At 69.7% G+C, this 13,677-nt stretch carries 12 protein-coding genes; 8 read left to right on the forward strand and 4 right to left on the reverse strand.

All coding sequences use genetic code 11. The annotated features are described in order from the left end of the window. Positions 1–470: 470 nt before the first annotated feature. A complete protein-coding gene (locus tag AB6732_RS14965) occupies positions 471–2,105 on the reverse strand; it encodes a sigma-70 family RNA polymerase sigma factor (RefSeq protein WP_370960695.1) in 1,635 nt (544 codons plus the stop codon). A 180-nt stretch (positions 2,106–2,285) separates the two neighbouring features. On the opposite strand from AB6732_RS14965, the gene AB6732_RS14970 reads away from it, so the two are divergent. Continuing rightward, complete coding sequence (locus AB6732_RS14970) at positions 2,286–3,086, forward strand: hypothetical protein (RefSeq protein ID WP_370960696.1); 801 nt, start codon at positions 2,286–2,288, stop codon at positions 3,084–3,086. 195 nt (positions 3,087–3,281) lie between these two features. Beyond that, complete coding sequence (locus AB6732_RS14975) at positions 3,282–4,184, forward strand: DUF1684 domain-containing protein (protein WP_370960697.1); 903 nt, start codon at positions 3,282–3,284, stop codon at positions 4,182–4,184. Between the two features lie 39 nt (positions 4,185–4,223). Here AB6732_RS14975 and AB6732_RS14980 read toward each other — a convergent pair whose 3' ends face one another. Beyond that, complete coding sequence (locus AB6732_RS14980) at positions 4,224–5,396, reverse strand: acyl-CoA dehydrogenase family protein (protein WP_370960698.1); 1,173 nt, start codon at positions 5,394–5,396, stop codon at positions 4,224–4,226. 208 nt (positions 5,397–5,604) lie between these two features. Here AB6732_RS14980 and AB6732_RS14985 point away from each other — a divergent pair, with 208 nt between their 5' ends. After that, positions 5,605–6,666, forward strand: coding sequence for a glycoside hydrolase family 76 protein (locus tag AB6732_RS14985; RefSeq protein ID WP_370960699.1), 1,062 nt, complete (start codon positions 5,605–5,607; stop codon positions 6,664–6,666). Here the strand turns inward: AB6732_RS14985 and AB6732_RS14990 are convergent. Both AB6732_RS14990 and AB6732_RS14995 read right to left on the reverse strand, forming a co-directional pair. Beyond that, positions 6,650–7,438, reverse strand: a complete 789-nt coding sequence (locus tag AB6732_RS14990; protein WP_370960700.1) for a phosphatase PAP2 family protein — start codon at positions 7,436–7,438, stop codon at positions 6,650–6,652. The genes AB6732_RS14985 and AB6732_RS14990 overlap by 17 nt on opposite strands. Before the next feature lie 115 nt (positions 7,439–7,553). Then, positions 7,554–8,414: a helix-turn-helix domain-containing protein gene (locus AB6732_RS14995; protein WP_370960701.1), complete on the reverse strand. Its 861-nt coding sequence runs from the start codon at positions 8,412–8,414 to the stop codon at positions 7,554–7,556. 208 nt (positions 8,415–8,622) lie between these two features. Here AB6732_RS14995 and AB6732_RS15000 point away from each other — a divergent pair, with 208 nt between their 5' ends. The 5 genes from AB6732_RS15000 to AB6732_RS15020 all read left to right on the forward strand — a co-directional run bounded on the left by AB6732_RS15000 (position 8,623) and on the right by AB6732_RS15020 (position 13,589). Further along, complete coding sequence (locus tag AB6732_RS15000) at positions 8,623–10,614, forward strand: MDR family MFS transporter (protein WP_370960702.1); 1,992 nt, start codon at positions 8,623–8,625, stop codon at positions 10,612–10,614. Between the two features lie 86 nt (positions 10,615–10,700). Then, positions 10,701–11,285, forward strand: a complete 585-nt coding sequence (locus AB6732_RS15005; protein WP_370960703.1) for a TetR/AcrR family transcriptional regulator — start codon at positions 10,701–10,703, stop codon at positions 11,283–11,285. A gap of 115 nt (positions 11,286–11,400) precedes the next feature. Next, on the forward strand, positions 11,401–11,916 hold the full coding sequence (locus tag AB6732_RS15010) for a VOC family protein (RefSeq protein WP_370960704.1): 516 nt from the start codon (positions 11,401–11,403) through the stop codon (positions 11,914–11,916). Between the two features lie 27 nt (positions 11,917–11,943). After that, complete coding sequence (locus tag AB6732_RS15015; RefSeq protein ID WP_066214810.1) at positions 11,944–12,486, forward strand: NUDIX hydrolase family protein; 543 nt, start codon at positions 11,944–11,946, stop codon at positions 12,484–12,486. A gap of 113 nt (positions 12,487–12,599) precedes the next feature. Further along, entirely contained in the window at positions 12,600–13,589 is a 990-nt protein-coding gene (locus AB6732_RS15020) for a DUF6707 family protein (protein WP_370960705.1), read from the forward strand. The last annotated feature ends 88 nt before the right edge of the window (positions 13,590–13,677 follow it).

The raw sequence follows: 13,677 nt of genomic DNA on the forward strand, positions 1-13,677 counted from the left end.
ACGGTCGGTCGCGGAGTCGGTTTCCTCGTCTCACCCGAGAGCCCCCGGACGACCGACGGGACGACGGCGGCGGTCGCAGGGCGCGGCAAAGTGCACACAGAAGTGGGACGACGGTGAGTCTGGCACCGGCGGAGTGCCGCGAGGATCCGGGCCCGCGGAGGAGGAAGTGCGGGTGCCGGCTATGCCGCACAGGCGGCGATCTTAGGGAACGCCGGCACCCGCATCCCGGACACCGAGCCGCATCAGCTCAGCGCACGGAAGTCCCGGTCCAGGAGCAGAACGAGACCTGCATCGAGGGCCACGACCAGACCGTGACCCCCGACATGTATGAAGAGCACCGCAACGGTGAATCGTGACGCGACTGCCGTCATCGGACGAAACATCGTGGTCGCCGGGGTGGATCCGGCGGGCTCAGACGGCCCGACAGGGCACCGCGGGGCGGAGGAACGAGGCCCGGAACGCGGAACGGCTCAGAAGGTGCCGATGACCGAGCAGAGCCAGGGGAACACCAGGCACGGGTCGATCGTCGGGTCCGGGGAAGGGAGGGACGACGTCGAACTCGAAGGCTCCGGCGACACCGGGTCCGTCGAGGAGGTCGATGTCGATGGATCTGGCGACGCAGTTTCAGTCGACGACGTTGATGTCGATGGATGCGGCGACGCAGTCTCGGTCGAGGACGTTGAACTGGTCGGACCCGGGGTTGTCGGGCTGCCCGTCCCTGTAGGCGTCGGGGTGCCCGTGCGCGTCGGAGCCGGCGTGGCGGAGCTGCTCGGCGCTGCGCTCTTGCTCGGCGCCGCCGACGTGCTGCCCGTCGTGGACGGCGCCGGGGTGGGCGTGAGCGCGGGAGGAGCCGGAAGCAGCGGCGTGACCAGCTGTGGCAGGTCCGACGGGCCGGGTGCGGGATTCTGAGCCGGGACGTCGGGCTGCGCTTCTGCGGTCTGTGCCGCGGTCGGCTTCTTGGCCACGGGCGGCTTCACCGGAGTCTGCGACGACGGCGCCTGCGCCGCATTCGGCGCGGCAGCCTGACTGTGCGGCGCGGACTGCTGCGTCGCCGGGGACTGCCAGGCGGCCAGGACCGACGGCGCCATCACGAGGCCGACGGCGACGACCGCGATGCCCGCGACCGCCGCGCCGATGCCGAGCGCTCCTGCGCCGGCCAGCGCACCGCCGGCGGCTCCACCGGCAGCACCGCCGCCGGCCGCTCCGCCGCTCGCGCCTGCCCCGCCTCCGGCGGCTCCCCCGCCGGCGCCCGCTGCCGCGGCGCCACCGAGCACGCCGGCGCCCAGGCCGGTGGTGCCGGCGAGCGACCCCAGGACCGCGGTCTGACCCGCGGAGGTGAGCCACCAGGCGGCGGGTCCGACACCGATGATCAGCGGCAGGAGCACGGCCTTGATGGTGGCGCGCACGTCACCGAGCTCCACCATGATGGCGGTGCACTTCGCACACGTTTCCAGGTGGTCCCGCACCTTGCGTTCAGCGCCGCGGGGCAGGCTGCCCCGGACGTAGCCGCCCAGCTTGTCGCGGTACGGCTTGCACTCCTCCGGAACGTCACCCGTCACGTGGGCCTGAAGGTATTCACGGCGCAGCGCGTCCCGGGCGCGAACGCCCAGGGCGGACACGGCATTGGGGGCCAGGCCCATGATCGGCGCGACCGCGGCGGGCTTCTGACCCTCGACGTCGAGGTACCAGATGACCTCCTGCCAGCGCTCGGGGAGCGCCCGGAACGCGGTGGCCGCCGCCTGGCTCTCGAACTCCATCAGCGTGGGGTCGTCGGGGGTCTCCAGGCGGTCCAGCTGCTGCTCATCCGCCGTGGGGATGGCCCGTCCTGCGCTGCGGTTGCGGGCATAGGCTGTCCGGCGCACCACCTGAAGAAGGTAGGCTCGGAAGAAGGTGTCCGGTCCGTCGCCCGACCGCAGCTTGTCCAGCACGGCATGGAAGGAATCGGCGACGACGTCTTCCGCGTCGGCGTAGTTGTCGACGGACTGGCGGGCGATGGAGAGCGCCAGGGGGGCGTGACGCTCATAGAGCACGCCGAAAGCTTCTTGGTCCCCTTCGCGGACCCGGAGACACAGATCCCCGTCACTCATCTGGGTGTCGTCTGACACGCCATACCCCCTCCGTTGCACCGCGTTCCCCTCCGAAACGCTCCCCATAGAAGAGAAGTAGTGTTGGAGTGCAGATCGTGACGCCGGATTCTCCGACTTTTTTAAATTGTGACACGTCACACGAATGAGGGAAGTCGCGTCACGATGTGTCAGCTGTGCACACTCAATTTTACGTTAGACATGCACGAATCAGCACTGGACGGGAAGGGGGGCGCCATCATGCACCCGACGCCGGGTATGGAGAACCAGGACCACCTGTCCTGGCGCGAGTTGGTGGAGACCTGGCGCGCTGCCAGCCTCGGCGCCGGCTGGCGACATACCGGGGACTGGGACTTGGCTCCGGTGGAGTCGATCGCCCAGCAGCTGCTGTCGGATGCACGGCTGTCCTCCGAATCCAGCGCCAGCCTGGGTGTCGCCCGGGCCTGGGCCGGCGTCGGCGCACGCGAAGTACTCCTGGATCTGAAGGCGCTGTACACGTCCATGGGCCAGGAGCTCGATCTGGACGCCACGGCCTGCGCCATCGACGCCTGGGCTGAGACCAGTCACGACACCGCGGAGCTCGGCTGCCTCGACGTCGCCACCGGCCTCTACACCCCGTCCCACTTCCGGCACACCGTCGGCGAAATGCTGGCCGCGGATTCCGGACCGGTGCTGGTGACCTCGTTCGCCCTGCGCTACAACTGCGCGGCCGCTCCACTGAGCTGGACCGTGCTCGCCGAACTCGGGGACGCGGTGAGCCAGGCACTCGGCCCGGGATTCTGCGCAGCCCACATCTCCGGCACCGTGGCCGTCGCCGGTCGCGACGACGAGGACTCGCTCCGCCGCCTCCAGGAGTGCCGCACGGCCTTGGAAACCCTGCGGGATGGCGCCCTGATGCCGGTCGCCGTGACCGAGGAGGAGGCCTCCCGGAGCGGCTTCGCCGGAGCTCCCGGAATCTCTTTGAAAAAGATCTCCGGCATCGCGTCACGATTCGAGGGCTGACCCCACTCACTAGTCGGGAGGTCCCGAGGCACGCCCCCCATCGTCTCGGGGCCGGGCGCCGTGGTTCACGCCACGGCGCCCTCCTCTTTTAATCGGTTGTTGATCGGTTTGAGCCGCGCGGAGCGTCGGCGGCACCCGGGAATGAGCCGCAGCGCGGCATGGTTAGGTGGAGTGAGTTCTCGACCAGGAGGAACCATGAACCCCTCAGCGACGCCGTCATCCACCGGCGCCATCACGCGTCAGTCAGCCGGTGACCCCCAGGAAGCCCGCTGGCTCCGCTTCCGGGACAATCGCAACACCGCGCTGGCCACCTCTCACGGCTGGCTCACCCTCACCTCACTGCAATGGCTTCCCGACGCCCCCTCCGCACTCGACGGCGTCCCCGGGCTCTGGTGGACGGACGGGACCACCGCGTGGCTGCGTGCCACGGAGGAGGACGGCCTGCGCGCCGTGATGTCCGACGACGCCGGCGCCGGCGCCGCGGAGACGGACGGCGGGCGGCGGGGCGGCGTCGTCGTCGGCACCGTGAGCGCGCAGTTGAACGATGAGGAATCGCTCGACTGGGTGACCTTCGGCGGGCCCGACGGCACCCAGGTGCTCGTGGAACTGGCCGTCCGGGGCGGCCGTTATGCGGTCCGCACCCGGGACGACGCCTCCCCCGTCTTCACCGGATTCCAGGGCGTCCCGGTGTTCGGCTACCGGCCGGAGCTCGTGGTGACCGCGCGGTTCGAACCGTTCCCGGAGTCGCGCGCCGTGCCGATCGCCACCGCGAATCCACACGTGACGAGCGTGCACCACTCGGTGGGCGAGGTCGTCTTCACGCTGCCCGGCTCGGACACGGAGCACCGACTTCAGGCCGAGGAGGAGAAGCTCGGCGCCCTCACCATCACCTTCCACGACGCGAGCAACGGCGACTCCACGGACGAGTGGCGCAAGGTCTCCACGGCCCGGCCGCGGCCGGACGGCACCGTCGTGATCGACTTCAACCGCGCCATCAATTACCCGAGTGCGTTCACCGACTTCGGCACCTGCCCGGCCCCGGTGCCCGGCAATGCGATCCCCTCGGCCGTGGAGGCCGGGGAGCGGAAGGCGCGCTGACTGACCGGTCCCTGGGGTCCGACGCGCTGAGCGCCGCCCTCAGTGGATGGCCGAGACCCCGGTGATCTCGCGCCCCACGATCAGGGTGTTGACCTCGTAGCTGCCCTCATAGGTGTAGATGGCCTCCGCGTCGGCGAAGACCTTGGCGGCGCCGTAGCCGGTGACGATCCCGTTGCCGCCCAGCACGGCCCGGGCGTGGGCGACGGATTCCCGCATGGCCGTGGTGACATGGGCCTTCGCGAGCGCCACCTGGGGCATGCCCGCGAGGCCCTGCTCGTCGAGCTGGGCGATCCGGGTCATCATGGTGGCGCCGGAGACGGCGTTGCCGAGGATCTTCACCAGACGGTCCTGCACCATCTGGAACGAGGCGATCGGCTTGCCGAACTGTTCGCGGCGGACCGCGTAGGAACGGGCGACGTCGAAGGCGGCGAGCTGCTGCCCCACAGCCTGCCACGCGACCAGCACGCGGGAGCCTCGGAGGAGTTCGTTGGTGTCCGCGAAGCTGGAGATCCCGGCGAAACGGTCCGCTTCACTCACCCGGACGTCCCGCAGCTCGATGTCGGCGTTCTGCACCGTCCGGAGGGCCGTCTTGCCCTCGATCCGGGTGCGGGTCAGGCCCGGGAGGTCCCCGGCCACGATGAATCCCCGGACCGCCCCCTCCGCGCCGGGCGTCCGGTCCCGCGCCCAGAGCAGCATGTGGTCGCAGAACGTGCCGTTGCCGATCCAGCGCTTCGAGCCGTTCAGCACCCATTCGTCACCGTGCCGGACCGCCGTCGTGGACAGGCCGCGGGCGATGTCCGAGCCATGCTCCGGTTCCGTGAGCGCGAAGGCGCCGGTGGTGCGGAGGGAGGCGGCGTCGTCGAGCAGCCGGTCCTTCTGTTCCCGCGAGCCGAAGCGGTGCAGGGACTCGACGAAAAGGTCGTGGTGGACCATGAAGAACGTGCCGAGGGAGACGTCCGCCCGGCTCAGCTCCGCGATGAGCAGTCCCATGAAGAGGTGGCTGTACCCGCGGCGCGTCGGGGTGTTGATCTCCAGGGAGGCGAGTTTGGGCAGGAGCTCGAAGGGGAACTCGGCGGCATCCCACCAGGCGGCCGCATGGGGCTTCACCTCGGCGTCCAGGAAATCGCGCACTTCCGCGAGCTTGGCCCGCTCCTTGCCGCTCAGAAGGTCTTCGACGCCGTAGAAATCGGCGGTGGGCAGTTCCGGGGTCATGGGACAGCCTTCCCGACGCCCTGTGGTCGACAGGGCGCCTGTGCCGGTGCCGGGGCCCCGATGCGGGCCCGGCACGCTGGTGATCAACCGCATCGACGTCCGGCCGGATGAGGCCATTGCGTTAATGCATGTTAACTACATCACATTCCGGGCCGGGCATGGAACGGCCTGGACGGACCGATGACGACGCAGCCGCTAGGCTCGGCTCATGGACGCACAGCAACGGGCTGCGGAGGCGGCCCGCTCGGTCATCGCCCGCCACGGCCGCCGTCTCGCGGGCCTCCCCGGGACTCACCTGGGGAGGATCAAAGCGCCCAGCCGCGCCTTCAGCGAACTCGGCGCCTGGCACTACTGGTGGCAGGCGCATTACGTCGACGCCCTCGTGGACGCCGCGCTGCGTGAACGAGAGCCCGACGGGACGAAAGCGGCCCTCGCCCGGCGCGTCATCCGGTCCATCCGCCTGCACAACGTCTTCCGGTACGTGAACTCCTTCACCGACGACATGGCGTGGCTCGCCCTGGCGGCTCAGCGGCTCCAGGCCCTCGATCCCGGAGCGCGTCACGCCCGTGGCCTCGACGCCCTGCAGCGGACGCTCAACCGCCAGTTGGTGCTGGCCAGCACGGACGAGCTGGGCGGCGGCAGCTTCTGGAGCAAGGCCCGGGACTTCAAGAACACCCCGGCCACGGCTCCGGTGTCCCTGTACTTCGCACGCAGCGGGGACACTGCCCGGGCCCGGGCGCTGGTCGACTGGCTCCGGGAGCGTCTGCTGGACACGGACACGGGCCTCTTCCTCGACGGCATCCACCTCCAGCCCGACGGCAGCACCACCGTGGCCCGCGAGGTCTACTCCTACAATCAGGGGCCGGTGCTGGGGTCGTACCTGTCGCTCGGCGCCGTGGATGATCTGCGCCATGCCGAGGAGCTGATCCAGGCCGTGGCGGACCGGCTCACCCACCCCGGCGGAGCCCTGCAGACACACGGCCCCGGCGACGGCGCCCTCTTCACGGGGATCCTGGCGCGCTACCTCGCCCTGGCCGCCCGGGACGACCGGCTTTCAGCCACGGCGCGCGGCACGGCGGCAGCACTCGTCACGACGACGGCGGACGCGTTCTGGGCGGGCCGGCAGGAGTCCGCGGACGGCTGGGTTTTCCCGCGGGAGACGACGGGCGGGCACGACCCCGCCCTGCTGGGTGGCACGGTGGAATTCGCCGCCCAGCTTCAGGCGTGGATGACCCTCGAAGCCGCCGCGAGTCTCACGCCCGCTCGGTAGGCCCGTCCTCGCGGCAATCCTCCTGGGTCGCGGCGGGCTGCACTTCTGGCCCTGACGCACCGGACGCCCCGGCCCCTCCGGTCTTCGTCACCGGTGTCCTGCTGAGCAGCAGATCCCCCACCATGACGGCGGCGATGAACACGAGGGAGAGGCCCGCGGACGCGAGCACATCCGTGAGCCAGTGGTAGCCGAGATAGAGGCGGGTGAACGCCACCAGGGCTGTGAAAGCCACGGCGAGCACCGCACCGAGCGCGAAGGCGTTCCTGCGGGTGGAGTGGGCGGCCAGGAGAAACGCCAGGGACCCGGCGAAGACCGCCGTCCCCAGGGTGTGGCCCGAGGGGAACGAGTAGGACTGGTCGATGGCCAGCATCATCTGGACCGGATCGGGCCGGGCCCGGCTCAGCTCGTGCTTGATGAGCGTCGACGCCAGCACCGCGAGGCCCATCGCACCCATCAGCAGGACCGGACGGCGCCATTCCCGGGACAGGATCATCCACCCGAACCCGGCGATCGCCGTGATGACGGTCATCCAGCTCGGACCGGTCAGCGTGGTGATGAACGCCAGGATCGCCGTGGCCACGGGGGTCCTGAGAGAGATCGCCCAGTCGTGCACCGGCTGGTCCGCGGCGCCCACCCCGAAGTTGTACAGGAAGCTGAACATCATCAGCACGAACCATCCCGCACCCACCACGACGAAGGCCGCGGCGAGCCACCGGACCCGTTCGGGACGGACCGTCAGGGGCGGGCTGGGGCGCAGTCGGGGCGTGGTCATCGGATCAATGTAGCGAGCCCACCTTGGGGAACCCCCGGAACGCCGGTCACCCGGCGACCCGTCGGCCTGGCCCGTCGCCGTTCGTGCGCATCCTCGGCATGTGCACCTCCGCGGCTCAGCGCAGCCGCGGAGGCACGTTCCCCACGGACCGCGCCCGCTCCCCCGCCGACCGAGTCTGGGCCGGGGTCTCCCCGATCACCTTCCGGTAGCTGCGGCTGAAATGCGCCTGGTCGGAGAACCCGAGCCGGTACGCCAGATCCGGCAAGGAGGCCGCGGCGTCGGCGTACAGCACCGTGGCGGCCTCCTGCAGGCGGCGGCAGTCGATCAGCCACTTCGGCGTCACCCCCACGTGATCCTTCACGAGCCGGTCCAGCGAACGGACCGGGAGGCCCGCGGCCCGGGCCAGCTCGTCGACCCGGAGGATGCCCGGATCCTCCTCCGCGAGGCGGCACACCTCGTTGCAGAGCCGCATCCGCTCGTCGACGCGTTCCGCGAACGGGGCCAGCCACTCCGCGAGCGCCGCGTGCAGCGGGGCGGGGCCGGCGTCGTCGTCCTCCATCGCGGCGCGGACCGCGGCGACCGGAGCGCCGGCGAGAGGCACCACGCGGCCCACGAGCGCGGCCGGCGGCTCGGCACTGGAGAGATCGGTGCTGGAGAGATCGGTGCTGGAAAGATCAGCGCCGAACAGGCGGGTGACGGCAGGGCGCAGGAGCAGGCCGAGCGCCCAGGACTCACCTTCGAGATCCTGTGTCGCGACGGCCGTGCCGAGTCCCGACAGCACCGCGCCGTCCGGGCCGAAGACCACGTTCGACGCCGGGTAGCTCAGCACGCGCTGCCGCTGGACGGCGCCGTCCGGCAGGGACCATTGGACGCGCCAGAGGTGCCGCACCACGTCCTCCGTGCCGGCCGGCGGAGCGAAGCGGTCCAGGCGGACACCGGCCGCCCCGGGGTTGAGATGTCCTTTGGAAGAGATCACGGTCCCATTCTCCCCGTGTCGGGGATCACAGACCCTTGCCGGAATTATTGCAGAGTATGTAAAGTTGCAGAGTCTGCAAACTTGTCGCCGAATCCGGCACACACTTCCCCAGAACCCTTCACCGAAAGTCCTGGTCTCTTTCATGTCCACAAGCACTGCTCACGCAGCATCTGCCGAGGCCCAGCAACCCGGCTCAGGCAATCCCGTCATGACGCATCGCCAGATCCTTCTGGTCATCTACGCGCTCATGGCCGGAATGTTCCTCTCCTCCCTGGACCAGACGATCGTCGGCACGGCCATCCGCACCATCGGCGATGACCTCCACGGGCTGGACCAGCAGGCCTGGGTGACCACGGCCTACCTGATCACCTCCACGATCTCGACGCCGATCTACGGCAAGCTCTCGGACATCTTCGGCCGCCGCCCGCTCTACCTCTTCGGTCTGGGCGTCTTCCTGGTCGGCTCGCTGCTCTCCTCGTTCTCGGACTCCATGCTCATGCTGGCCGCCTTCCGCGGCTTCCAGGGCATCGGCGCCGGCGCTCTCATGTCCATCCCGCTGGCCATCATGGGCGACATCCTGGCTCCCCGCGAGCGCGCCAAGTACCAGGGCTACTTCCTGGCCGTCTTCGCCGTCTCCTCCGTGATCGGCCCGCTGATCGGCGGCGTGTTCGCCGACGCCGATCAGATCCTGTGGATCACCGGCTGGCGCTGGGTGTTCCTCATCAACGTCCCGATCGGCCTCGCGGCCCTCGCCATGGTGCTCGCCTTCCTGCACCTGCCCAAGTTCCACGAGCACGGCAAGGTCAGGATCGACTGGTGGGGCGCGACGGCGGTCATCGTCACCCTCGTCCCGCTCCTCCTCGTGGCCGAGCAGGGCCGCGAATGGGGCTGGGGCTCCGCGGGCGCCATCGCCTGCTACGTGATCGGCGCCGTGGGTCTCGCGGCGTTCATCATCATCGAATCGATCATGAAGTCGGACGCCATCATCCCGCTGCGGCTCTTCCGCTCCAGCACGTTCTCCATGGCCACGGTGCTCGGCTTCCTGGTGGGCTTCGCGATGTTCGGCGCCATGCTGACCCTCCCGCTGTACCTTCAGCTGGTCACGGGTCTGACACCCACCGAATCCGGCTTCGCCACGCTGCCCATGGTCGCGGGCCTCATGATCGCCTCGATCGTGTCCGGCCAGCTGATCGCGAAGACCGGCAAGTACCGGATCTTCCCGATCACCGGCACCTTCGCCACCGCGTGCGGCTACCTCGTGCTGACCTTCATGACCATCGACAAGCCGCTCTGGTTCCTCATGATCGGCATGTTCCTGATCGGTCTCGGCCTCGGCCAGCTCATGCAGACCCTGACGCTCGCCTCGCAGAACTCGGTGGAGCCCCGGGACATGGGTGTGGCGACCAGTTCGTCCACCTTCTTCCGCCAGATCGGCGGCACCTTGGGCACCGCGGTGCTGCTGTCCGTGCTGTTCGCCGTGATGCCGAACAACATCACCACGGCCATGCAGAACGAGAACGATCTGAAGTCCTCCCTGGACGCCGCCCTCACCCCGTCCGTGGCGACCGCTCCGGCGAACAAGGGCGTCATGGATCAGCTGTGGAACCCGATTGTGAACCCGGTCAAGGACGAGCTCCAGAAGGGCCTCGACCAGGGCACGGCCGCCGCAAAGAAGGCCGCGGACGACGCGGTGACCCGGCAGGTGACCGCCGCCGTCCAGGCCAAGGTCACGGCGGGTCAGGTCCCCGCGGAGGCCGCTCAGAGCATCATCGATCAGCAGGTCGCCGCCGCGAAGCCGGCCGCCGAGCAGAAGGCCCTGGAGGCCGCGGCACGGCAGGCGAACGCCGCCGTCGTGAACGGCAAGCTCGCCATCGACTTCAGTGACGCCGGCCAGCGTCAGGCCGTGGTGGACAAGCTGGCGCCGACCATGATCGATAAGCTGAAGGAACAGAAGTCGGAGAATGGCGGCAGCGCGTCGACCTCGGACACCTCGTACCTCAAGGGTGCCGATCCGCGCCTGACCCGTCAGTTCATGACCGGGTTCAACACCTCGGCGGTCAGCATCTACTGGGTGGGCCTGGGCGTGATCGTCCTGGCGTTCATCCTCAGCTGGTTCTTCAAGGTGCCGCCGCTGCGCCAGCGTTCGGCTCTGCAGGAACAGGCCGATAAGAACACGGCCGCCCAGCTCGCCGAGAGCTGAGCGGCACCAGGACTGAACCGTGCTCCGGCCCCGGGACCTCCCGGGGCCGGAGCGCGGGCAGACCAGAGGAAGCATCCATGACCCCCATGACGTCCGAAACAGACGCAGTCCACAGTTCCCTGCGGGAACGCAAGAAGCAGCAGACCCGGCAGGCGATCCATGATGCCGCGCGGGCGCTGGTGCTCGAAGAGGGACTGGCACAGGTGACGATCGCGGACATCTGCGCCCGGGCGGGGATCTCGGAACGGACCTTCTTCAACTACTTCCCCTCCAAGGCGGCAGCGTCCCTGGGCCTGCCGAGCAACCCGCTCTCCGAGGCCCGCGCACACCTGTTCCTGGACAGCGAAGGGCCGATCATCGATGACCTCTGCCATCTCATCGGCAGTCTCTCCAGCGGCCCGGACAGCGTCCCGCGCCTGAAGAAGCTCGTGGACAACGAGCCCGAGCTTATGGCCGCCGTGCACCACTGGATGTCCGGGCTGCGGGCCGAGATCATCGCCCTGGCCGAGCAGAAGACCACCCCGCTGCGGGCCCGCGCCGCCACGTCCCTGGTGTTCGCGGCGCTCTTCCTGCATTCGGACAGCAGCCATGCCGGGATCGAGGACCGGCCGTCCGCCGAGGACCTCCAGGCCATGATCAAGGTCCTGGCCGAGGTGGCGCAGGGGCACTGAGCCCCGGGGGCCGGCCCTCCGGCCGGCCCGCTTTCCTTCTGGCCTCCGCTGACCGGGCACACCCGTGGCCGATTTCTTCAAGACGCGGCCCCGCGCCCCACGCCAGAGTGGTGTCATGAGCGAAACACCAGCACAGGATCAGTCCACCGCACCTGCCACGGGTGAGTTCACCACCGACGGCCTTCCGCACGGCCGGACGTCCATCACGCCCCACGTCGTGGTCTCCCCGGCCCCCGCGGCCCTGGAGTTCTACCGCGACGTGTTCGGCGCCGTCGTCGTCTCCGACACGCGCATGGGCGACGCGATCGGCGAGGCCGAGCTGCGGTTCGCCTCCGGGAGCATCACCATCGGCGACCCTCTGCCCGAATACGGCCTCGTGGCACCCCGGCCGGGCGGGATCAGCATGTCCCTCGCCCTTTACGTCACCGATGTGGACGCCGTCACCGCGAAGGCGGAGGCCGCCGGGGCCACGATCCGCGAGGCGCCCGCGAACTTCGTCTCGGGCGACCGGTACGCTTCCATCCTTGATCCGTTCGGCGTCCGCTGGGCCGTGATGACGCGCGTCGAGGACCTGTCCCCCGAGGAGAGCAAGCGGCGCGTGAACGAGTGGGCCGCCGGCTTCGCGGGCTGAGGCCCGCCCGCCGGTCATAATGGGTTCATGAGCGTACGCACCCCGGACCCCTACCCCGGCTGGCTGTCCGATGAGGACCTTTACGAGGCCAGGAACCGCCTCCCCATGGTGTATGTGGAGGCGGTTCCCGTGCGGCTGGATCCGCTGGGACTTGTGATCGAGGTCGGTTCCCTTCTCCAGGGCGACGCCGAAGGCAATATGGTGCGTTCCCTCGTGTCCGGGCGCGTCCTCTACCGCGAGACCATCCGCGCCGCGCTGCTGCGTCACCTCGAGAAGGACCTGGGCGCCCTCGCCCTGCCGCAGCTCCCGCCGAGCCCGGTGCCCTTCACCGTGGCGGAGTACTTCCCGGCGCCGTCGCACACCGGCTTCACCGACGACCGGCAGCACGCCGTCTCGCTCGTCTACCTGGTGCCCGTCACGGGCGAGTGCAGCCCCCGCCAGGACGCGCTGGAACTGACCTGGATGTCGCCGGATGAAGTGCTGAGCCCCGCGGTCCAGCAGGAGTTCGACGGCGGCCGCGGACAGCTGGTGCGGCAGGCCCTGGCGTTCTCCGGGATCGCGGCCTTCTAGACGGCTTTCCGGCCGGTCCGGCGCTCCGGCGGGTCCTCCCTCCCGCCGAATTGTCAGGCGCGGTTTGTAGACTGTGCGGCGAACTGGACCGGACACCGGGAGGTAACCCACTGATGGAACATCACGAAGCGCTGCGCGTCGAGCTCGCAGCCGGCCTGATCGCCAAAGGGGTCCGCGTGGTGCTGCCCGATGGCGAGCTGAGCCCCCAGGTGCAGGCTGTGGTCACCGAGGATGACGACCTCGGCAACCCCCTGCAGAACCGCCTGATGTTCGACGACGGCGCCAGCCTCCGCGTGGCGCTCACCGCCACGGTGCTCGTGGTGGCGGGCGCGGGGGCCGGGCTTCCCGTCGGCGCCGCTGCCGGGGCCGGGTCCGAAGACGTGAAGGCCGAGCCCCTGGCCGGAGTCACCGAGACCGCCTCCGGCCTGGCGGTGCCGCCACCGCCCACGCCCCTGCCGGCGCCCGAGGAGGACGCGGCCGTGCGGGAGGCCCGGGAGAAGATCCCCGCTCCGGAGGTCACCCCGGAGCAGCTCATCGAGGACCTCGCCGAGCAGTATCCCGGTCGCGCCGGACTGCAGAATCTGGCCGAACGGCTGGCCAAGGGCATCAATGTGAAATCGGGCAGCTGCCTGGCCGATCTGCGCGCCTTCTCCCAGGACCTCTTCCTGGAGCACCAGGACGCCGACGGGGCTCTCGCGGTCGCCGATCTGCTGAACGTGCTGCCCTTCGACGGGAACCCCGCCCGCTGGACCCACACCGAGGCGAGCCTCGCACTGTCCAGTTACATCGCCGATCAGCTCGGCGACCGCGACCGTGCGGAGCGCTACCGGCTCCTCCTCAAGGCCCCGGAAGGACAGAGCCTGGACCCGTTCCGCTCCCGCCTCGAAGCGAAGATCCGCCAGCGACGGCTCAACGAACCCAATCTGTATGACAAAGAGGTCTTCCGCGCCATGGACAGCGGGAATCACGAGGCGGAGCGCGAATGGCGCATCCTGCGGCTCGAGTCCCTGCTCCATCTCATGGCCCACGGCGGCTCCCAGACCCTCGCGCCCGACGAGGTGGAGCGCCGCGTGCGGTTGGAACTGGACGTCATCCGCGGCTGAGGGGCGCGGCTGAGCAGTCCGGACCCTGGGGCGGCTCACGCCCCGCGGCCCCCGGCCGGACCTTTCCGGGAGCAACCTTTGGCAGAAT

This window comes from Arthrobacter sp. RCC_34 (genome assembly GCF_041360795.1).
Lineage (GTDB): Bacteria > Actinomycetota > Actinomycetes > Actinomycetales > Micrococcaceae > Arthrobacter_E.